Below are 19,387 nucleotides of genomic sequence, written 5' to 3' on the forward strand. Positions count from 1 at the left end.
TGGAACCTGGAGGTTATTAAAAAGAAAATGGAAACAGAGAGCGCACGTTTAAAAATCTTTAGCGGCAATGCCAACCCCGAGCTGGCCCGGGAGATTGGCGCCTACCTGGGCGTACCTCTGGGCGCGGCTAAGGTTAGCCGTTTCAGCGATGGTGAAATCAGTATCGCCATCGATGAGAGCGTCCGGGGCGAGGATGTCTTTGTCATCCAGCCCACCTGTGAGCCCGTCAATGATAACCTGATGGAACTTTTAATCTTGATTGATGCTTTGCGGCGCGCTTCAGCCTGGCGCATTACAGCGGTGGTACCTTATTATGGCTATGCCCGCCAGGAACGCAAGACCCGGGCCCGGGATCCCATCTCGGCCAAGCTGGTAGCCAACTTGATTACCGCTGCCGGTGCCGACCGGGTACTGACCATGGATCTCCATGCGGCGGCCATCCAGGGTTTCTTTGACATCCCGGTTGACCACCTGACGGCAGTACCGATACTTGCCGATTATTTCAAAAGCAAGGGCTTTGACCGTGCTGTAGTCGTGTCGCCGGATTTGGGAGGGGTGACCCGGGCGCGAAATTTTGCCGAACGCATCGGAGCCGAAATTGCCATCATCGACAAGCGGCGTCCGGCACCCAATGTGGCTGAGATTATGAATCTCATCGGTGATGTTAAAAATAAAACGGTCATCATGATCGATGACCTCATCGATACGGCGGGGACCATTTGCCAGGGGGCCGGGGCTTTAATGGAGCAGGGCGCCAGAGCTGTGTACGCCTGCTGTACCCACCCGGTACTTTCCGGGCCGGCCCGGGAACGCCTGGCCGCAGCACCGCTGCAGGAAGTAGTCGTCTGCAATACCATTCCCGTACCGGAAAGCAAAGAAATGGCCCAGCTGCGGCGCCTTTCAGTAGCCCCTCTCCTTGGCGAAGCCATTATCCGCATCCACAAGGACCTGTCCGTCAGTAAACTTTTCGATTAGTTCCCAGCCTCGGGGGGCGGATCGCCGTTTTTTTTGCGGCCAAAGGGCAGGCGTTGGCGGTAACGGTTAAAGACCTCCGCTGCCCGGCGGGTAATCCCGCAGGCGCCCTGGAGGGCTTTGCCGGCACCGGCGGCAGTTTCCTGCCATTTGACGTTTAACAGACCCCCGGGTTTCTGGAGGGCTTCTTCGGCCCCTGCCCTGGCTATCAGGGCGTCCCGACCGCAGGTGATGATTTGAGTGGTTGCGAGGCTCCTGGTTCCATGGAGGAGGCCGCTTTTAATATCCAGGTAATAAATCTTGCCGTCCTGGGGGTCAAAACGAAAGTCATCTACGGTACCCATGACGGTACCTTCCTCTGTAATAACCCTGGCACCCAGCAGGGGGAGGGGATGTTTGGCCAGGACTTCCAGTTCTGGCAGGGAACTTAATTTCACTACGGCACTGGCCTGGTCTACGGTGACGGCATGGTTACCGACGCTTTTGACATGGCTATAAGGGATTACCGGTTGCTCTTTAAACCATCCTTTACGGTCCACAGTGAAAGCAGCAATGACCATTTTTTGCTGGTCAATTAAGAGGCGCTTGATGCGCCCCAGCTGATGGCCGTCGGCCAGGCTGACTACGGGCATACCCATTAGCTTTTTGCTGGTATAAAACATCCTTCTCACCTCCCGGCTTATAACATGCTTATTCAGCCGGTAGGGGGTTTATGCTGTTTCCAGGTAGGCTAAACTTAAATACTGAAAGGAGTTGGGACTATGCAAGCCCAGACACTGTTAGTAGAAGTGCGGCCTGACACTGGTAAACAGACGGCCAGGCGTTTACGCCGGCAGGGAAAATTACCTGGAGTTATTTATGGGAAAAAAGCGGGTAATATACCTCTGGCCATTCCCCTGAAGGAGCTGGAAAGGCTTCTCGCCCGGGAAGGAGAAAATGCTTTATTGAAGGTAATCGTCACCGGGAACGGGAAAGAAAAAGAATTTGCCGCGGTAATCAGGGAGGTCCAGCGTCACCCCATCAAAGGTGTAATTACCCACGTGGACCTGTACCAGATTTCCCTGGACGAAAAAATCAGGGCTACAGTACCGGTCATCCTGGAAGGGGAAGCCAGGGGTGTTGAACAGGGCGGCATTCTCCAGCATGGCCTGCGAGAGGTGGAGGTCGAGAGCCTGCCTGCCGACCTGCCGGAGGGTATAACTGTTGATGTCAGTAACCTTGGCGTGGGAGAACACCTGACGGTCGCCGACATTAAAGCACCGCCGGGGGTAAAAATTCTTTCCGAACCGGATGCCGTAATCGCTACGGTGGTAAGTACCCGGGCCGTAGAAGCTGAAGAAGGCGCTGGAGCGCCGGCGGGAGAAGGAGAAACACCGGCAGCGGAATAAGCCGGTGAAGACAACTAGAGTTGGGGGCGCTAATTTGCCGGTGCAGATGGTGGTGGGCCTGGGCAATCCCGGGCCCAGTTATGAAGCGACCCGGCATAATGCGGGTTTTATGGTCCTTGATCTTCTGGCCGACGAACTGGGAATTGACTTTAATTCCAGCCAGCACCAGGCGCTCATCGGCCGGGGGATGGTAGGGGAAAGGCGGGTCCTCCTGGTCAAGCCCCAGACCTATATGAATAATAGCGGCCGGGCCGTAGCCCCCCTGGCGCGCTGGTACGATATCGCCCCGGCCGACATGATAATTGTACACGATGACCTGGATCTGGCGCCGGGGCGGATGCGGATCAGGCCTGCCGGCAGCTCCGGTGGTCACCGCGGTTTGCAGTCGATTATCACCGCCCTGGGGACTACGGCCGTACCAAGGTTAAAAATAGGTATTGGCCGGCCGCAAGAGGGGCAAAATGTGGTTGACTACGTGTTACAGCCCTTCAGTGAAGGCGACTGGGCCCTGGTGGGCCCGGTCCTCCAGAAGGCGGCCCAGGCCCTCCGTTTCCTTCTGGAAGGAGGGGAACTGGAGGAGGCCATGAACCGTTTTAATGTTAAACCATGATTTTTCTTAAAACCTTAATGACAGGTCTTCTGGCGGCCCTGGTAGCCTGGGGGGTTAATTACGTTCTCCTGGGACTGAGGTTGAATAATAGAGCTGTCCTCACTTTTTTAGGCCCCTTGGGGGAAGAGACTTTAAAGACCGGCCTGTGCCTTTTGACGGGAGCTTCCCTGGCCGGTGTGCATGCTGTATTTGGTTGCGCTGAAGCCGCCTGGGAACTGGCCGGCGTATCTCAGGCCAAGAGACAGGGCAAGCTAAAACCGGCCCTGGCGGCGGTGGCAGGCCATTCCTTTTTTGGCTTGCTGGTATCCCTGGCTTTCGCTCGTTTCGGCCGGGCCGACGTGGCCCTGGCCGCCGGTTTCCTGGCTCACCTGGCCTGGAACCGGCTGATTTTAGCCCTGCATTGATTTTGCAATACAATTATAAAACTTGACTTCTTTCCGGGGGGCAGAATATAATAAATACTGGATGAGGAGTATTGTGAAAGAAAAGGCCCTGGAAAAGGGCCTTTTCTTCATCAACAAAGGCTTGGATACTGGTTGGAGTGCAGTATAAATGTATAATTATGGTATATTGCAAATTGTCAGAGATAGTTCCCAATTTCACAGCATAGTAAAAGGCTTGAACCAGGGCCTGGCGGAGCAACAGCTCTACGGCCTCCCGGAAGGCTTAAAGGGGCTGTGGCTGGCAGCCATGCTCCTCGATTACCATCCAATCCTGGTGGTTACGGCAGGGAGCGATGAGGCCGGGCGCCTGGCAGCCGACATCGATTCTTTCCTGGCGGGCTCAGGCACCGGCTATCTCCCGGCGAGGGAGCTCCTTCCGTTAGAGGTATACGCCCACAGTCCGGAACTGGCCGGCCAGCGCCTTAAGACCCTGACGGACATGGTCAGCGGGCGGATGCGGCTTCTTGTGATTCCGGTAGATGTTTTGCTCCAGAAACTGCCGCCGCCGGAGATTTTAAAGGAGGCCCTCCTCTCCCTGGAAATCGGCCAAACTATTAAGCGCGAGGTCCTCCTGGAGAGGTTAATTGCCCTCGGTTACCAACGGCAGGAAGTAGTCGAAGCCCCTGGCCAGCTGGCCGTCCGGGGGGGCATTATTGACATCTATCCCCTGGGTGCCGGGGAACCGGTGCGTTTAGAATTATTTGGCGATGAAATTGATTCTCTCCGTTTCTTCGATCCGGATACCCAGCTGTCGGTGGCAGAGACGCGGGCCGTAACCATCGGGCCGGCCCGGGAGGTTCTCCCTCCACAGGATATCAAGCCCGGGCTGGAGGCCCTGCAGGCCGAATTTTCCCAGACATATGCTACCCTGCGCAACCGCCAGCCCCAGGCAGCCCGGGAGTTAAAGGAGAGGATCCAGAAGGTAATGGCCCGGCTGGAGCTGGGAGACTGGCCGGAAGGTATTGACCAGCTTCAGGCCCTCTTTTACCCGCGCCTGGCCACCCTTTTCGATTACTTTTCGCGTCCACCCCTGGTGGTTCTCGATGACCCGGCACGTTTGCAGGAAGAAATGCGCCGGCGGGAACAGCAACGCTTAGGGGTTTTTACCGAAATGCTGGCCAGCGGCCTGGCTTTACCCTCCCAGGGGCAGGCCTACCTGGAAACGGATGAACTGGAGCGTCTTTTCAGTTGCTACCAACGCCTCTACTTTTCCATCTTACCCCGGCGGGCGCCGGGGACCAGTCCCCGGCAGGCCATCGGTGTTGGCGCCCAGTCCATCCCGGCCTTCCAGGGGCGGATGAATCTGCTGGTTGACGAACTTAGCCGCTGGCGGCGGGATGGTTACCGTACCATCTTTATGGTAGCCGATCCGGAACGGATGGCCAGTTTGCGCCAGGCCCTGGCCGATCAGGGTATAGGCAGCCAGGTTTTGGATGAAGTGGCTGCCGTTCCCGGGAACGGGCAGGTGCTTTTTGTGTCCGGACGCCTGCAACAGGGATTTTCCTGGCCCGAGATGCGACTGGCCGTACTGGGTGACACGGAAGTTTATGGCGGGGTTAAAAGGCCACGACGGCTTAAGGCTGCCAGGGAAGGCAGCAAAATCACATCTTTTAGCGATCTCCGGGAAGGTGATTACGTTGTCCATGTTCACCATGGCATTGGCCGTTACCTGGGCCTGAAGCAGCTGGAGGTAGGAGGCGTCAAAAAAGACTACCTCCTCATCCAGTACGCCGGCCAGGACCGTCTCTATGTGCCCATTGACCAGGTCTCCCTGGTGCAAAAGTACGTAGGGGCTGAAGGTCATGTACCGCGCTTGTACCGCCTGGGAGGCAATGAATGGCATAAGGTTAAGAGCCGGGTCCAGGAAGCTGTCCAGGCCATGGCCGAGGAATTGCTGGAGCTCTATGCCAAACGGGAAGCCATCCCCGGCTATGCTTTTTCACCCGATACGCCCTGGCAGCGAGAATTTGAAGAGGCCTTTCCCTATACCGAGACGCCGGACCAGCTCAAGGCCATCGCTGAAGTGAAGGCGGATATGGAGAGACCCCGGCCTATGGACCGCCTTCTCTGCGGCGATGTCGGTTATGGCAAGACGGAGGTGGCCATGCGAGCAGCCTTTAAAGCCGTCATGGACGGCAAACAGGTGGCCGTCCTGGTACCGACAACCATCCTTGCCCAGCAGCACTATAATACCTTTAAGGCACGCTTTGAGAATTTCCCGGTAAAGATAGCCGTTTTAAGCCGCTTCTGTTCACCCGGGGAGCAAAAGCGGGTTGTTAAAGCTTTAAAGAGGGGCGAGGTGGATATTGTCATTGGCACCCACCGCCTGCTGTCCGGCGATGTCTCCTTCAAGGACCTGGGCCTGGTTATCATCGATGAAGAACAGCGCTTTGGCGTGGCCCATAAAGAGAAGTTAAAGAAGCTGCGTTACAGCGTTGATGTTCTGACCATGACGGCCACCCCTATTCCGCGCACCCTGCACATGGCCCTGGCCGGCGTCCGCAACATGAGCCTGATTGAAACGCCGCCCGAAGATCGCTTTCCCGTCCAGACCTATGTGGTGGAGTATAGCCCGGAGCTGGTGCGGGAGGCCATCCGGCGGGAACTGGACCGCGGCGGCCAGGTTTACTTTGTTCACAACCGGGTGGCCGATATCGACCGCTTCGCCTATCATGTCCAGCAACTGGTACCGGAAGCCCGGGTGGGTGTGGGTCACGGCCAGATGGAGGAAAGGGAGCTGGAAAAGATTATGCTGGACTTTATCGAAGGCCATTACGATGTGCTTGTTTGTACTACCATTGTGGAAAACGGCCTCGATATCCCCAACGTCAACACCCTCATTGTTGATGAGAGCGATAGTTTCGGCCTGGCCCAGCTTTACCAGCTCCGCGGCCGGGTAGGCCGGAGCAACCGCCTGGCCTATGCTTATTTCACCTACCGGCCGGACAAAGTCTTGGGCGAAGTGGCCGAAAAACGCCTGGCTGCCATACGGGAGTTTACCGCCCTTGGCTCCGGATATAAAATTGCCCTTAGGGACCTGCAGATCCGGGGCGCAGGGAACCTCCTGGGACCCGAACAGCATGGCCACATGCTGGCCGTAGGCTTTGATCTCTACTGCCAGCTTCTGGAGGAGGCTGTGCAAAAACTAAAACGCCAGCGTGGCGAAGCCGTGCCGGAAGCGAGACAAACGGCAGCACCGCCGGCGGCTCCCGTAGAATTAAGTGTGGACACTTTCTTGAGCGACGAGTATATCCCTGATGCCGCCTTGAAGATGGAAATCTACCAGCGCTTGATGGCGGCCAGGGATTTAAACGAAGTCGAAGCCATTGCCAGCGAAATGGAAGACCGCTTTGGCCGGCCGCCGGCCGCGGCGGAAAATCTTTTGAGCCTCACCCGGGTACGCCTCCTGGCCCAGGAAGTTGGAGTAACCAGCGTCCACCAGAAGGGCAGGGAAGTAGAATTGAATTTTGGCCAGCGTCACGACCTGCGGGGCGAAAGGCTGCTGCACCTGACCCAATATTTTCCCCGCAAGCTCTCTTTTTCATCTGCTGGCGGTTTGACCATCAGGGTGCGAACGGCGGGCCTGGACCAGCAGGGGTTGCTGGCTTTGCTGGAGGATGTCCTGACCAGAATTAAATACCTGGTCGCGGAAGCGGCAGGCTAAAAAGGGGGTATTGTATGCCGCCCGGGAATCTAACCCGATTGTGGCAGAGTTTGGAGCCGAAATTTATTTTGTTCCTGGAAAGGCTCTTCTGGGTGGCGGTCATTATGCTGGCCGCCCTGGTAGTTCTCAACCTTGTTTCCAGGTTTATCCATCGTTTTTTCCGGAGGGTCAGGAGAGATCCCCACAAAGATAAGACCCTGGAAACCCTGTTATCGTCGACATTACGTTATCTTATTTATGCTGTGGCCGTGATGCTGGCCCTGGAGCAGTTTGTCGATATTACCCCCATTATTGCCGGCGCCGGGGTACTGGGCCTGGCGGTTGGTATTGGCGCCCAGAGCCTGGTGAAAGACATCATTACCGGTTTCTTTATCATCTTCGAAGACCAGTTCCATGTTGGTGACCTGGTGGAGATTAACGGCCAGGTGACCGGTAAGGTGGAGGAGCTGGGCCTGCGCCTGACCACCATCCGGGAATGGAGCGGCAAGAAATTCTATATTGCCAACAGCGAGATCAAAACGGTGCGCAACTACAACCGGGAAGAGATGCGGGCCATTGTCACGGCCACATTTCCCTTTGAAGAAGACCCCCGTAAGATCCGGGAGGTTTTAGACCAGGCCTGCCGGGAAGTGGCGAGAGAGTACTACCAGGAATTTATCCAGGGGCCGGATGGTCCGGTGGAGCCGCCCCAAATCTACGGCGTTACCGATATTGACAAATCGGATAAGGGCGGGCAGTTTACCATTACCGCCCTGACCAAGCCCGGCTCCCTCTGGACGGTGGAAAAGGCTTTGCGGGAAAAAATCTGGCAGGCCTGCCGGGACAACGGCGTTCGCCTGGCCTACCCCACCCGGGTTTATGTCGGCAGCCAGCCAGGTGAGGAAAGCCGTGCTTCACATGAGTACCTGGGGGCGAATGGAAGCCAGCCATAAATTTTAGTATTTGCCCGGGAGCGGGATTTTATCCATGGTACCAGTTCTAGAAAAGGTAGGGAAAAATGAATAAACCATCCGCGTGGATTATATACTAACAGTGAAAGCTAATCCTTGAAAGGGTTACCCGGAAAAGGGTAAAGGGGGGATAGACAGCAGTGAAAGCAACAGGCATTGTACGGCGCATTGACGATCTAGGACGCGTGGTAATACCCAAGGAAATCAGGCGCACCCTGCGGATTCGCGAAGGCGATCCACTGGAAATCTTCGTTGACCGCGAAGGCGAGGTAATTTTAAAAAAATATTCGCCCATTGGTGAGCTTGGAGACTTTGCCAAGGAATACGCAGATTCGCTCCATGAAGCTATCGGGCATATAGCCTGTATTGCTGACCGGGACAACATTATTGCGGTGGCCGGTGCCCCCAAAAAGGAATTTCTGGATAAACCCATTGGGCCAGCAGTAGAAAAGGTTATGGAAGATCGCAAACCTGTGCTGATTAACTCCCCAACGGAAGAATGGTTCCCCATTGACGGGGAAGGAGAGGCCTATAAATTTACGGCCGAAGTGATTGCTCCCATAATTGCCGAGGGTGATCCCATCGGGGCGGTAATTATCTGTTCCCGGGAGCCGGGCGTGAAAATGGGGGATATGGAGCTAAAGCTGGCCGAGACGGCGGCAGGTTTCCTGGCCAAACAAATGGAGCAATAGTGCGGCGCCCAGACGCCGCTTTCTTTTTGTCCGGGTGTTGTGGTACAATAAAACGGTATACTTTACCTGTGGGGAGAGATAAATGGCAGGCAAGGTTATTATCGCCGGCATGGGACCTGGTGACCCGGCCCAGGTACCGCCGGCGGTCCTGGAGGCCCTGCGGGGTGTAGACAAGATATATCTGCGGACGGCGCGGCACCCGGCAGTAGCGGCTTTAGAAGAGCGGGGATTGCAGTGGGAAACCTTTGATAGCTATTATGATCAGGCGGATGATTTTGAGGAACTTTACCAGCAGATAGTTACTACCTTGCTTCAGGAGGCCAGGGACAAAGAGCTGGCCTACGTCGTACCGGGTCATCCTATGGTGGCCGAAAGGAGTGTAACCCTGCTTCTGGAAGCTGCCCCCGCAGCCGGGGTAGATACCCGGGTAATACCGGCCATGAGCTGCCTGGACGCCCTGTATACCACCCTGCACCTGGACCCCACCCGGGGCTTAACTGTTACCGATGCCCTGACTTTGACGGTAGATGGGTTGGATCCCGGCCTGGGACTTATAGTTACCCAGGTTTACAACCAGCGGATAGCCTCCGACACCAAATTGACCCTTATGGGCCTTTATCCGGATGAATATCCAGTGACGGTGGTCCGTGGCGCCGGCCTGCCCGGGGAAGAACAGGTGGCAACGGTACCACTCTATGCCATCGACCGCCTGCCCTGGATTGATCACCTCACCAGCATTTACCTGCCCCCCTATCCGGGGGGGCGGGATCGGACCCTGGCGGGGCTCAAAGATATTATGGCCCGGCTTCGCGGCGAAGGAGGTTGCCCCTGGGACCGGGAACAGAGCCACCAGTCTCTTAAGCGTTACCTTGTTGAAGAAACCTATGAAGTGCTGGAAGCCATTGATAGCGGCGATATGCATAAACTGTGTGAGGAGTTGGGAGACTTACTGCTACAGGTAGTCTTCCATGCCCGGCTGGCTGAGGAAACCGGCGATTTTACCCTGGCCGACTGCCTGGAAAACATCTGTGCCAAGATGCGCCGCCGCCATCCCCATGTTTTTGGTACCGTTATTTTAAATACAGCCGGTGAGGTGCTGGCTCGCTGGGATAAAATTAAAGCAGCCGAAAAGAAAAGCAGCGGGGAAGGAGAACCTTCCGTATTAAGCGTACCCAGGGGCCTGCCGGCCCTCATGAAGGCCCTGAAAATCCAGGAGCAGGCGGCCCGGGTGGGTTTTGACTGGAATGACGTGACTGGTGTATGGGCCAAAGTAGAGGAAGAGCTGGAAGAATTAAGAGACGCAGTGGCCAGTGAAAAACACCAGAAACAGGCCGCTGAAATGGGAGATGTGCTTTTTGCCCTGGTGAACCTGGCCCGCTGGCTCGGGGTGGAGCCAGAAGCTGCTTTGCAGGCCACTGTTGCTAAATTTATGCAACGTTTTCAGTATATCGAGAGGAGGGCCCGGCAAAAAGGACTGGATATTGAAGGGCTTTCCCTGGCTGAGATGGATGCTTTGTGGGAAGAAGCAAAAAAAATCAAGGAAAACAATAGTTAATGCAGGAGATTGTTGGATTATAGCGAATAAATGTGAGCAAGGGCATAACCGATAAGCAGGAGGGATAACAATTGAATAAAGTGGATTTAGTTGCCAGCGTGGCAGAAAAAACCGATCTGACTAAAAAAGAAGCTGAAAAGGTAGTCAGCGCTGTGCTGGCCAGCATCGAAGAAGCCCTGGCCCAGGGCGACAAGGTTCAGCTTGTCGGCTTTGGAACCTTTGAGATCAAGGAAAGGGCCGCCCGGGTAGGGCGTAACCCCCGGACCGGCGAGGAAATCAAAATTGCGGCCACGCGGGTGCCGGTTTTCAAACCCGGCAAGGCTTTGAAAGAAGCTGTGGCCAAATAAAGCGGTGAGGGAAATCAGGCATTAAGCCTGATTTTCTGTTTGGAGGTCCATCATGCGCCTGGATAAGTTCCTAAAAGTCTCCCGGTTAATCAAAAGGCGGACTTTGGCCAAGGAAGTGTGTGACGGCGGCGGGGTAGAAGTCAACCGCCGGCCGGCCAAGGCCGGCACAGAGGTAAAACCCGGCGACATAATAACTTTAAAGCTTGGCAACCGCTGGCAGACGGTAGAAGTGCTGGCCACACCGGAAAGTATAGCCGCCGACCGGGCCAAAGAAACTTACCGGGTCCTGGCTGAAGGCAAACTGGAGACCGGCGAGCCCTAAATGCCCTCCGGCATATGTACACCTGGATGCATAACCATGGATGCTTCCTGCTTATACTAAGGTAAAACCTGAAAGGCAGGAGCAGACATGGCGTTAAGGCTTAAAGTTATAGCAGGTATAATCGGGCTATTATTCTTAAGCCACTTTTTGGCAGGTTGCCGGGCACCGGCCAGGCGACCTGCCGCCGAAGAACCCACCATCTCCCTTTACGTTAACCAGACCGGCGAGGTTAAAAGGCTGAAAATAGAAGAATACCTGCCCGGCGTAGTAGCGGCAGAAATGGAGCCCACCTGGCCCCTGAACGCCCTGGCGGCCCAGGCAATAATCGCCCGGACTTTTACCATGAAAAAGATCCAGGAGGGCGGTGTCAAGGCCCACGGGACCGATGCCTCCACCAGCGTGGAGGAGTTCCAGGCTTACGACCCTGCCAGGGTAAACGATAGTGTCCGCCGGGCGGTAGAAATGACTCGCGGCCAGGTAATAAAATATAAGGGGAACTATATCAATGCCTGGTTTTATGCTTCCGGCGGCTCCAGGACGGCTGCTTCAGCCGTAGAAGGGTTAAATTTCCATCAAGAACCGGCACCTTACATCCAGAGTGTTCCCGACCCGGGGATGGCCATTACCACGCCGGAGAATAAAAGCTGGACGGCGACCTTCAGTACTGCCGAAGTGGCAGCGGCAGTAAGAAAAGTTACCGGCCAGGACCCCGGACCTATTACATCGGTAAGTATTGCTGCCAAAGGCCCTTCCGGCCGGGCTACCCAGATAAAGGTCGGAAAGTTAACTGTCGATGCCCCGGCCCTGCGCCTTGCCCTGGGCAATGACCGCCTGCGTTCAACCATGCTGACAGGTATAACCGCCGGCGATGGGCGGGTAACCTTCAAGGGCGAGGGCTACGGCCACGGCGTGGGTATGAGTCAGTGGGGAGCTAAAGCCCTGGCCGAACAGGGCAAATCGCCCCAGGAGATTATTAAATACTTTTTTAAAGACGTGGAGCTGGTCAAGGCCTGGTAGCCGGCCAGCTATTTTTATTACTTTTTTACCCTACTCCATCATAAAAATAAAGGAGGGGGGATAGCGTTATGGCCGACGGGCAGCACCAGCTCACCGTTATCAACCGGCAAAAACTCGTTATCAGCGGTGTCCTCCATGTTCTGAATTACGATGAAGAAGAAATACTGCTGGAAACAACCATGGGGCTTCTCTCCGTAAAGGGCAAAGATTTTAATATCAGCAATTTGAACTTGGAGACTGGTAATCTCGAGGCCAGCGGTACTGTAAATAACTTTTGCTACAGCGAGGGAAAGGGCGCCAGGGGTAAGGGCTTGCTCCAGCGCCTGCTTAAATGATCCCTGTACTGGAGCAGTGGCAGATATTTCTGGCCCTGTGCGGGGCAGGGCTACTGCTGGCTTTCACCTTTGATTGTTACCGCGTCGGCCGCTATTTCTGGCGGCCGGAACCTTTGCGCACCCATTTAGGGGATGCCCTGTTCTGGCTAATTTTTACCGTTTTAACCTTTATTTTGTTGATGTTAATTAACTGGGGTGAGATACGGGCCTATGTTTTCCTGGCCCTGGGGCTGGGGATCGCTCTCTATGCCTGTTTCTTAAGCCGGGGAACGCGCCGCCGGTTATACACGGGCGGGCGTCTCCTGGCAAGGATGATGGCCGCTGGCCGCCATTTTATAAGACAGACATTTTTTATTGTTATTATTCCAGGGCGGCTGTTTTTTAGGTGGATAGGGTTTCCTTTGGCAGCCTTGAAACTTATCCTGCGCCGCCATCACCCTGGTGGTCCTCCACCGTAATTATTTTTTCCACCGGGAGGATTTTTTCCCAGAAGAGCGAAATATAAATCTGTCCAATATTTGTCCACAAGTTGTGCATAACTTGTGGACAAACGTGGGGAAAATGGCGTGCAGATTGAAATTCGCGGAGCAGAAAAGCTGAGTTTCCGGGAACGCCAGGTAGTGGCTTTGAAAGAGATGGGCCTCAGCAACGAGGAAGTGGCGCGCCGCTTGAATTTGAGTACCAGCAGCGTAGCCACCCTTTACCACCGGGCCCGGACCAAAGGCTACCAGGTAGTAATCGTTCTGCCCGGTGATTCCTTAAGCATATTTGCAGGTGAAGAAGATGGGTAAGGTAGTGCGATTTCCCAAAAAGCGTTTTTATTGGCCGGGCCTTGTAGCGGGCCTCCTGGCAGTCTACCTTTTGTACTCCTTTATTCGTTTGGGCCTGGCACTGTACCAGACCAACCTCCAAATTAAGGCTTGCCAGGAACAGAAAGCAGTTTTAATGGCCGAAAGCAGCCGCCTCCATGAGCAGATTAAAGATCTCAATAATGATAGTTACATTGAACGTATGGCCAGGGAAGAACTGGGCCTGATAAAACCCGGGGAAACAGTAATTGTACCGGCGGTACCCGGCCAGGTACGACCCTATATTCCTCCTCGTCCGGGGCAGCAATTTCGCGATTAAAATTCCTCCAGGTTATTGACAAATTTCTTAACTATTGCATATAATGGGGTTGACTTTAATAACAGGAGGAATAATATTCGTATGTCCATTGCCGTGGGCACCGTAGTGGAAGGAGTGGTCAGCGGGATCACCAAATTCGGTGCCTTTGTAGAATTACCCGGTGGGCTCACTGGTCTGGTCCATATTTCTGAGGTGGCTGACACCTATGTGAAGGATGTAAAGGATTTTATTAAGGAAAAGGACCGGGTAAAGGTTAAAGTCATCAACATTGACGAAAATGGCAAAATTGGGCTTTCCATTAAGCGGGCTGATCCCAATTATGATGAAAACCGGCGCGGGCACCGCCGCGGACGGGCTGCTGCGTCAGCTTCCTTTGAGGACAAGTTGGCCCGTTTCCTGAAGGAAAGCGACGAGCGTTTACAGGATTTAAAGCGGCATACGGAAGCCAAACGTGGCGGCCGGGGCGCACGGGGTTTTTAGACTTTATCTTAATCTTAAATTTTATTTATGAGACAATCCATGCGGGCACCTATGGGTGCCCTTTATTTTGCAGGTGATCTAAAATGACATGCTATGCAGCGCTGGATATAGGTTCTAACTCCGTTCGCCTGTTGGTGGGCGAGGTGCAGGGTTCCTCCGTACACCCCCTGCGGACCGCACTGCGCAGCACCAGGCTGCTGGCCGGAGCAGTAAACGGGTGGTTGCAGGAGGCAGCCGTTCAGAGGACGGTGGCAGCCGTCGCCGAGCTTGCCGCCCTGGCCCGGGACTACCGGCCCCGGGACGTAGTATGCGTTGCCACCAGTGCCGCCCGGGAGGCCCGTAACCCGGAACTATTGCGAGCCGGTGTGAGCGGGAAGGCCGGCCTGGACTTAATCATTATCGACGGCCATACAGAAGCCCGCCTGGCTTACCAGGGCGCCCTGGCAGGCTTCAAGGGGCCCGTCGCCAATCCACTGGTAATTGATATCGGCGGCGGCAGTACCGAACTCAGTTGGCAGGATGAAGGCCGGCTGCAGCTGGTGAGCGTTAAGGTAGGTGCCGTACGGGCTACGGAGACGGCCATGTCAAGGGCGGCTATGGAGAATATGCTTGCCCCCGCTCTTACCCGGGCAGGAAAAGTACGGCCGGGACAAATTATTGGAACGGGTGGCACCATAACTACCGTTGCCGCGTTAGAGCTGGGCCTGGAGCGCTATCAACCGGAGCTGGTTCACGGTATGTTCTTAACTACTGAACAGGTGCAAAGCTGGCACCGGCGTCTTGCGGTCATGCCCCTGGCAGAGAGACGGAAACTTCCCGGCCTGCAGCCGGAACGGGCTGACATTATTGTCGCTGGCGTGACCATCGTGGAAATTATCCTCACCGGACTGGTTGCAAGGGGCGTGGTAGTTAGTGAGGCCGATCTCCTGTGGGGTTTACTGCTCGCCCGGTCTCGAGGGGAGCAGCTGACATGATATTAGTTTATCATAAAGATTAACCCATATAGATTTGCTTAATTTAAGGGGAGGTAGAGGTTATTTGCAGTCCTTTACTTATGTAGCCGGCAGGGGCCGGTATCGCATATTTTGCCGGGTTTTCGCTACCGGGGAGGGCTATATAGCCCACCTCATGGGTGGTGTCAGGCCCCATGTGGGTGCCGTGGCCCTGGGCTTACCGCGGCCGAGCTTAAAAGATAACTGCATAAGTGCCACCACTTCGGTATTAACCCTCCTGGGCCATAAGGATGATGAACTGGCCCGCCCGGCGGCAGCGCAGCTCGCGGCCGGTTTGAACGCGCCGGTGGTGGTAGTTGCCGGGGTACACATAGATAGAGCCGTTCCTGATGAGCTGGCTCGCCTGGAAGCTAATGCCCGCCGGGCGGTGGCGGGTATCATCAAGGTCTGGCATCGGGAACTGCAAAGCCGAGGGCCCTTAAAGTAGCTATATCAGCCACTCCGGTGGCCTTTAAGCCGTGGTGGAGCTGAAATTCTTTGACGGCCAGTTCCGTCATTAGACCGTAGTCGCCGTCGGCAGGACCAAAAAGGTAAAACCCTTTTTCCCGCAGCCTGGCCTGCAGGGTTACTACTTCTGGTGAACCCGAACCCGGCTTCAGGGGACCGGCTGGCGGGACGTAGGGTCCTTTGACGATTACCGGAGTACCTACAGGTAGCCAGGGATATATTTCTTCAATATCTTCATTATACATGCGAAAGCAACCCGACGAGGCCGCCCAGCCGATGGACCAGGGATGATTGGTCCCATGGATGCCGTAGTTGCCCCACGGGACATTGAGGCCCATCCAGCGGGTACCAAAGGCGCCGCCGGCTTCATAGGCTTTATCGGTTATTTTCCACTCCCCGACTGGCGAAGGGCTGGTATATTTACCGATGGCCACGGGGTACTGGCGGAAGACCTGGCCCTCCACCAAGATGGTAAGGACCAGGCGATCGGTATCAACGATAACTTTAAGGTTTTTACTCGGTGGCGGGGCCGTCCTGGAAACGTTGCTGGAGTTTGCGGCACCCCGGGCCAGGGCCGACCAGGTTGCCGGACCCACCTGACCCAGAGGGGTTAACCCCCGGTCTTTCTGGAAGTTAACGACAGCCCGGTTGGTGGCACTGTCATAAACGCCGCTCAGGGGGCCGATGTAATAACCCAGCTGGGCCAGGCGCAGTTGGAGGCTGCTGACGTCCGGCCCTTGCATGGGGGGCTGGGTGAGCTTTAACAACCGCTCTTCGTTGGAGCATGGGCAGGGTTTGTGGGCCCAAGCCGTTACCGGCGCCACCGTTAGCATTATAAAGATAAAGATGACCTGGAAAACCAGGAGCCAGGACAACCTGTGTTGCAATGTATCTCCCTCACAGTAGCGTATTCCTAGAGTAAGGTTATCGCCCCATCAGCTAGCGCAATCTTTTAAGGCGACAGCCGCTTAATATAGTATTTCCCAGAACCGTTTTCCTTTACAGCCTTCCCCTTGATAACTTGCACTGGGGTTTAGCCGGCCGGGGTTAGGGGTACATTAATCAGGGAATAAAATAAAAAACAGGGAAGGTTATTTTATGTGGTTGGCGCTTTTAATGGCACTGGTTTCAGGGATAGCTATGGCCTTTCAGGGCTCCCTCAATTCGGCCCTGGGAAAAATTATTGGTCTACTGCAGGCTACCCTGGTTGTCCACCTAACGGCCACCCTGACAGTGATTATCCTGCTTTTTACCCCTTTAAGCGACGGTAGTTTGAGTAAGCTGCTCCACTGCCCCTGGTACCTCTGGCTGGGGGGCCTTATCGGTGTTCTGATAACTTACGGAGTAGTGGCCAGCATCCCCAGGGTAGGCGTAGCCCTGGCCACTACGGCTATTATTGTCGGCCAGGTATCTACTGCTCTGCTAATTGATCACTTTGGGTTATTTGGCATGGATAAAATGCCCTTTACCTGGTGGAAGGCCGCAGGACTGGTACTCCTGGCTGCCGGCGCCAGGCTGATGCTGAATTGAGCCGCCTACCCCTTGACAAAAGGATAAGATTCCGGCATAATATCTTCTGCATGGCGGTGTAGCTCAGCTGGTCAGAGCATGCGGTTCATACCCGCAGTGTCGTAGGTTCGAATCCTACCACCGCTACCAATTTATGCTCTGGCCCGTTAGTCAAGGGGTTAAGACACCGGTCTTTCAAGCCGGTAACACGGGTTCGAATCCCGTACGGGCCACCAGTAAAACCACCCGAAAGAAAGGGTGGTTTTTTTATCGGGTTTTTGTCGAAAGATTGTCCGCCACCGTTGCCTGAAGATGACAAGATTTTAGCGTAAAAGGACGTATAATAGTTGCCAGGTAATGGTAAAGGCGGTGGTTTTATGTCCGGCCAACCCGAAGTTCATCCTTACCGGCGGGAAATTGAACTTACGGCAGCAACCCGCCTGGGCCTCGACATTCTTTTCCTGGTGGCCGTATTTTTCCTGGCACGGGGGGCTTTGCTCGAGGAACTATTCCCCTTTGGCCCGGCGTCGGTTATTACCGCCGCTGTGCGGCGGCCGCGCCTCCTCTGGCCGGCGGTCTTGATCAGCATGGCCGGCATCTGGTTCAGCAGCCCTGCGCCGGCCTACAGCCGCCTGCTCCTTTTTTTATTGCTGGGGCTAATTTTTAGCCTTTATCCTTCTTTACGTCGGGGCAGTATCTTAACCCAGGGCACCCTGGCACCGGTGACCATTATCCTGGTGAGGGGATTGAGCCTTACTCTCTGGCAGCCTTCCTTTTATGGCTGGGTCCAGGTAATCTTTGAAGCCCTCCTGGCCTGGGGATTAAGCCTCGCTTTTCTCCATGCCACCACGACAACGCGGCAGGAAGAGCGCCTCCTGGGTGGAGGTCTCTTTTTCGTGGGGGTACTCCTGGGTCTGCAGGGATGGCGTCTTTTTAACCTTTCCCTGCAGGGCGTGATTAGCCGCTATATTATCTTGCTGGTGTCCCTGGCGGGCGGGCCGGGAGCCGGAGCGGCGGCCGGGGCGGCAGTCGGCTTTTTGCCCAGCCTCTCCCAGCTGGTCACGCCGGCCCTGGCGGGGCTTCTCGCCTTTGCCGGTTTAATTGCCGGTTCTCTGAAAAGCCTGGGCAAGGCGGGGGTTATCAGCGGCTTCCTTCTGGCCCACCTGCTTTTAGCCAACTATTTCCTTGGGCAGGAAAACGTTCTGGAAGCTTTGAAGGAAGGGGGGCTGGTCGCCCTGGCCCTGGTAGCCACGCCCTCTTTTCTGATCAATAACCTGCAGAGATTTTTTACCGCACCGGTTAGTATGCCAGCGCTTCAAGAGAGCCATGGACGGCAGGAGGCGTTAAGGACGGCCTTAAAAGGCCTGGCGCGGAGCCTTAAATTTACCGGTTTTAAGGAAAGTCCCGAGGTTACCGTGCGCCAGGTAGCCCGCACCATCTGCCGCGGTTGCCCGGCCGGCAAGGTATGCTGGGAACTGGAAGGCGTGCAAATGGTAACTTTGCTGCAGGAATTATTACAAAAGGGAAGCCATGGCTGCCTGACAACAGCCGATATCCCTGAATGGTTGGCCTCACGTTGCAGCCGTTGCCGGGAACTCCTGGCGGCGTTGACAAGCGAGGCCAGCAAAATGCAGGTACTTCCAGCAGAAAACAGCCTGAATAGCTGGCTGGCGGCCACCTTTGAAACCCTGGCGGCAATACTGGTTAACGGGGAGACCAAAACAGGGGCCGGGGAAGGGGCAGGAAAGGAATTGCCGCGGTGGCAACTTACCGTTGGGACGGCGGCTACGCCCCGCTACAAGGCAGATGTTTCTGGCGACGCCTGTTTGGTAGCCGACCTGGAACCCGGGAGGCAACTGCTGGTCCTGGGAGACGGAATGGGCGCCGGGCGGGAGGCTGCTGAAATAAGTGCCACCGCCCTCGAACTGGTGCGCGACCTGCTGGCGGCCGGCTTTACTCCGGAAAAGACCCTGCGGACCGTTAATATGATCCTTCTGTTAAGAACACCCAAAGAGAGCTTTACGACGTGCGACCTGGCTTTAATCAATTGCCATACTGGTACGGCTGAATTTTATAAGCTGGGAGCCTGTCCTACCTTTATCCAGCGGGATGGCCTGGTCAAAACCTTGAGCAGCCACTCTTTGCCGGCAGGGATTCTGGAAGACCTGCAGGTGGAACCCATGCGCGAAGAGCTGCAGGAAGGCGATTTACTGGTCATGGTCAGCGATGGTATCCTGGAAGCCCACCGGGACATAAACGAAAAGGAAAGATGGCTGGCTAAAGCTTTACAGCGGGTAGGCGATGCCCGTCCCCAGGAAATAGCCGACCGTCTGTTAAAACAGGCGCGGGCTCTCGTCGATGGCAAGCCCCGGGATGATATGACCATCATGGTAGCGAGGGTAGAAAGGACGGGCGTATAATGTATTTTAATTAAGGAAAAACTCACCAGATGAAGCAGGAAAAAGGCCCGACATGCCGAAATAAAGGCGATATGATGACCTTTGAGGGTGGACCT

At 55.4% G+C, this 19,387-nt stretch carries 22 protein-coding genes and 2 tRNA genes; 22 read left to right on the forward strand and 2 right to left on the reverse strand.

Annotated features, from left to right (window positions below; all coding sequences use genetic code 11):
• Window positions 1-27 precede the first annotated feature (27 nt).
• Window positions 28-975 (forward strand): ribose-phosphate diphosphokinase, encoded by a 948-nt coding sequence (locus MCACP_RS00525; RefSeq protein ID WP_406677463.1) that lies wholly within the window; start codon window positions 28-30, stop codon window positions 973-975.
• On the opposite strand, the gene MCACP_RS00530 is transcribed toward MCACP_RS00525, so the two are convergent.
• Window positions 972-1,634, reverse strand: a complete 663-nt coding sequence (locus tag MCACP_RS00530) for a PRC-barrel domain-containing protein (RefSeq protein WP_406677464.1) — start codon at window positions 1,632-1,634, stop codon at window positions 972-974. The two genes, MCACP_RS00525 and MCACP_RS00530, sit on opposite strands and share 4 nt — an antisense overlap.
• A 99-nt stretch (window positions 1,635-1,733) precedes the next feature.
• On the opposite strand from MCACP_RS00530, the gene MCACP_RS00535 reads away from it, so the two are divergent.
• The 17 genes from MCACP_RS00535 (at window position 1,734) to MCACP_RS00615 (ending at window position 15,343) form a co-directional block, all read left to right on the forward strand.
• Window positions 1,734-2,360 (forward strand): 50S ribosomal protein L25/general stress protein Ctc, encoded by a 627-nt coding sequence (locus MCACP_RS00535; protein ID WP_406677465.1) that lies wholly within the window; start codon window positions 1,734-1,736, stop codon window positions 2,358-2,360.
• 4 nt (window positions 2,361-2,364) lie between these two features.
• On the forward strand, window positions 2,365-2,970 hold the full coding sequence (gene pth / locus MCACP_RS00540; RefSeq protein WP_406677466.1) for an aminoacyl-tRNA hydrolase: 606 nt from the start codon (window positions 2,365-2,367) through the stop codon (window positions 2,968-2,970).
• The gene (locus MCACP_RS00545; protein WP_406677468.1) at window positions 2,967-3,374 is read left to right on the forward strand and encodes a hypothetical protein; all 408 of its coding nucleotides are present in this window, start codon (window positions 2,967-2,969) and stop codon (window positions 3,372-3,374) included. The genes pth and MCACP_RS00545 overlap by 4 nt, the downstream gene beginning before the upstream one ends.
• A 148-nt stretch (window positions 3,375-3,522) precedes the next feature.
• On the forward strand, window positions 3,523-7,077 hold the full coding sequence (gene mfd / locus MCACP_RS00550; protein WP_406677470.1) for a transcription-repair coupling factor: 3,555 nt from the start codon (window positions 3,523-3,525) through the stop codon (window positions 7,075-7,077).
• A gap of 50 nt (window positions 7,078-7,127) precedes the next feature.
• A complete protein-coding gene (locus tag MCACP_RS00555) occupies window positions 7,128-8,009 on the forward strand; it encodes a mechanosensitive ion channel family protein (protein WP_406677471.1) in 882 nt (293 codons plus the stop codon).
• A gap of 158 nt (window positions 8,010-8,167) precedes the next feature.
• The gene (gene spoVT / locus MCACP_RS00560) at window positions 8,168-8,719 is read left to right on the forward strand and encodes a stage V sporulation protein T (protein ID WP_141263662.1); all 552 of its coding nucleotides are present in this window, start codon (window positions 8,168-8,170) and stop codon (window positions 8,717-8,719) included.
• A gap of 82 nt (window positions 8,720-8,801) precedes the next feature.
• Entirely contained in the window at window positions 8,802-10,274 is a 1,473-nt protein-coding gene (gene mazG, locus MCACP_RS00565; protein ID WP_406677472.1) for a nucleoside triphosphate pyrophosphohydrolase, read from the forward strand.
• A 71-nt stretch (window positions 10,275-10,345) separates the two neighbouring features.
• On the forward strand, window positions 10,346-10,621 hold the full coding sequence (locus MCACP_RS00570; protein WP_406677473.1) for an HU family DNA-binding protein: 276 nt from the start codon (window positions 10,346-10,348) through the stop codon (window positions 10,619-10,621).
• A 52-nt stretch (window positions 10,622-10,673) separates the two neighbouring features.
• Window positions 10,674-10,943 carry an RNA-binding S4 domain-containing protein gene (locus MCACP_RS00575; RefSeq protein WP_406677474.1) on the forward strand — a complete coding sequence of 90 codons (270 nt, stop codon included), beginning with the start codon at window positions 10,674-10,676 and terminating at the stop codon, window positions 10,941-10,943.
• Between the two features lie 87 nt (window positions 10,944-11,030).
• Window positions 11,031-11,960, forward strand: a complete 930-nt coding sequence (locus tag MCACP_RS00580; protein ID WP_406677475.1) for a SpoIID/LytB domain-containing protein — start codon at window positions 11,031-11,033, stop codon at window positions 11,958-11,960.
• Window positions 11,961-12,028: 68 nt separating this feature from the next.
• Window positions 12,029-12,295 carry a sporulation protein YabP gene (gene yabP / locus MCACP_RS00585; RefSeq protein ID WP_406677476.1) on the forward strand — a complete coding sequence of 89 codons (267 nt, stop codon included), beginning with the start codon at window positions 12,029-12,031 and terminating at the stop codon, window positions 12,293-12,295.
• Window positions 12,292-12,753, forward strand: coding sequence for a spore cortex biosynthesis protein YabQ (gene yabQ, locus MCACP_RS00590; RefSeq protein WP_406677477.1), 462 nt, complete (start codon window positions 12,292-12,294; stop codon window positions 12,751-12,753). The genes yabP and yabQ overlap by 4 nt, the downstream gene beginning before the upstream one ends.
• 108 nt (window positions 12,754-12,861) lie before the next feature.
• Window positions 12,862-13,086: an RNA polymerase sigma factor gene (locus MCACP_RS00595; RefSeq protein ID WP_406677478.1), complete on the forward strand. Its 225-nt coding sequence runs from the start codon at window positions 12,862-12,864 to the stop codon at window positions 13,084-13,086.
• Window positions 13,079-13,423 (forward strand): FtsB family cell division protein, encoded by a 345-nt coding sequence (locus tag MCACP_RS00600; RefSeq protein ID WP_406677479.1) that lies wholly within the window; start codon window positions 13,079-13,081, stop codon window positions 13,421-13,423. Before MCACP_RS00595 ends, MCACP_RS00600 begins: the two co-directional genes overlap by 8 nt.
• Window positions 13,424-13,504: 81 nt before the next feature.
• On the forward strand, window positions 13,505-13,903 hold the full coding sequence (locus tag MCACP_RS00605; RefSeq protein ID WP_406677480.1) for a S1 RNA-binding domain-containing protein: 399 nt from the start codon (window positions 13,505-13,507) through the stop codon (window positions 13,901-13,903).
• A 134-nt stretch (window positions 13,904-14,037) separates the two neighbouring features.
• Entirely contained in the window at window positions 14,038-14,877 is an 840-nt protein-coding gene (locus tag MCACP_RS00610; protein WP_406677481.1) for a Ppx/GppA family phosphatase, read from the forward strand.
• Between the two features lie 64 nt (window positions 14,878-14,941).
• On the forward strand, window positions 14,942-15,343 hold the full coding sequence (locus MCACP_RS00615) for a hypothetical protein (RefSeq protein ID WP_406677482.1): 402 nt from the start codon (window positions 14,942-14,944) through the stop codon (window positions 15,341-15,343).
• Here MCACP_RS00615 and MCACP_RS00620 read toward each other — a convergent pair.
• Complete coding sequence (locus MCACP_RS00620) at window positions 15,297-16,238, reverse strand: L,D-transpeptidase family protein (RefSeq protein WP_406677483.1); 942 nt, start codon at window positions 16,236-16,238, stop codon at window positions 15,297-15,299. The genes MCACP_RS00615 and MCACP_RS00620 overlap by 47 nt on opposite strands.
• A gap of 223 nt (window positions 16,239-16,461) precedes the next feature.
• Between MCACP_RS00620 and MCACP_RS00625 the strand changes: the two genes are divergently transcribed.
• The 4 genes from MCACP_RS00625 (at window position 16,462) to MCACP_RS00640 (ending at window position 19,292) form a co-directional block, all read left to right on the forward strand.
• Window positions 16,462-16,893, forward strand: a complete 432-nt coding sequence (locus MCACP_RS00625; RefSeq protein WP_406677484.1) for a DMT family transporter — start codon at window positions 16,462-16,464, stop codon at window positions 16,891-16,893.
• Window positions 16,894-16,945: 52 nt separating this feature from the next.
• A tRNA-Met gene (locus MCACP_RS00630) sits at window positions 16,946-17,022 on the forward strand.
• 11 nt (window positions 17,023-17,033) lie between these two features.
• Window positions 17,034-17,108, forward strand: a tRNA-Glu gene (locus tag MCACP_RS00635).
• Window positions 17,109-17,249: 141 nt separating this feature from the next.
• A complete protein-coding gene (locus MCACP_RS00640) occupies window positions 17,250-19,292 on the forward strand; it encodes a SpoIIE family protein phosphatase (protein ID WP_406677485.1) in 2,043 nt (680 codons plus the stop codon).
• Window positions 19,293-19,387: the final 95 nt, after the last annotated feature.

Origin of the sequence: Neomoorella carbonis, from assembly GCF_045278715.1 — a bacterium.
GTDB classification, from domain to species: Bacteria; Bacillota; DSM-521; order Neomoorellales; family Neomoorellaceae; genus Neomoorella; species Neomoorella carbonis.

Excerpts from the sequence above, each read along its gene's own strand:
- MCACP_RS00530 (WP_406677464.1), bottom strand. The coding sequence starts at position 1,634 with ATGTTTTATACCAGCAAAAAGCTAATGGGTATGCCCGTAGTCAGCCTG.
- yabP (WP_406677476.1), top strand. The coding sequence starts at position 12,029 with ATGGCCGACGGGCAGCACCAGCTCACCGTTATCAACCGGCAAAAACTC.
- MCACP_RS00640 (WP_406677485.1), top strand. The coding sequence starts at position 17,250 with ATGTCCGGCCAACCCGAAGTTCATCCTTACCGGCGGGAAATTGAACTT.
- MCACP_RS00605 (WP_406677480.1), top strand. The coding sequence starts at position 13,505 with ATGTCCATTGCCGTGGGCACCGTAGTGGAAGGAGTGGTCAGCGGGATC.
- yabQ (WP_406677477.1), top strand. The coding sequence starts at position 12,292 with ATGATCCCTGTACTGGAGCAGTGGCAGATATTTCTGGCCCTGTGCGGG.
- MCACP_RS00625 (WP_406677484.1), top strand. The coding sequence starts at position 16,462 with ATGTGGTTGGCGCTTTTAATGGCACTGGTTTCAGGGATAGCTATGGCC.
- MCACP_RS00600 (WP_406677479.1), top strand. The coding sequence starts at position 13,079 with ATGGGTAAGGTAGTGCGATTTCCCAAAAAGCGTTTTTATTGGCCGGGC.
- mfd (WP_406677470.1), top strand. The coding sequence starts at position 3,523 with ATGTATAATTATGGTATATTGCAAATTGTCAGAGATAGTTCCCAATTT.
- MCACP_RS00545 (WP_406677468.1), top strand. The coding sequence starts at position 2,967 with ATGATTTTTCTTAAAACCTTAATGACAGGTCTTCTGGCGGCCCTGGTA.
- mazG (WP_406677472.1), top strand. The coding sequence starts at position 8,802 with ATGGCAGGCAAGGTTATTATCGCCGGCATGGGACCTGGTGACCCGGCC.
- MCACP_RS00535 (WP_406677465.1), top strand. The coding sequence starts at position 1,734 with ATGCAAGCCCAGACACTGTTAGTAGAAGTGCGGCCTGACACTGGTAAA.
- MCACP_RS00580 (WP_406677475.1), top strand. The coding sequence starts at position 11,031 with ATGGCGTTAAGGCTTAAAGTTATAGCAGGTATAATCGGGCTATTATTC.
- MCACP_RS00575 (WP_406677474.1), top strand. The coding sequence starts at position 10,674 with ATGCGCCTGGATAAGTTCCTAAAAGTCTCCCGGTTAATCAAAAGGCGG.
- MCACP_RS00525 (WP_406677463.1), top strand. The coding sequence starts at position 28 with ATGGAAACAGAGAGCGCACGTTTAAAAATCTTTAGCGGCAATGCCAAC.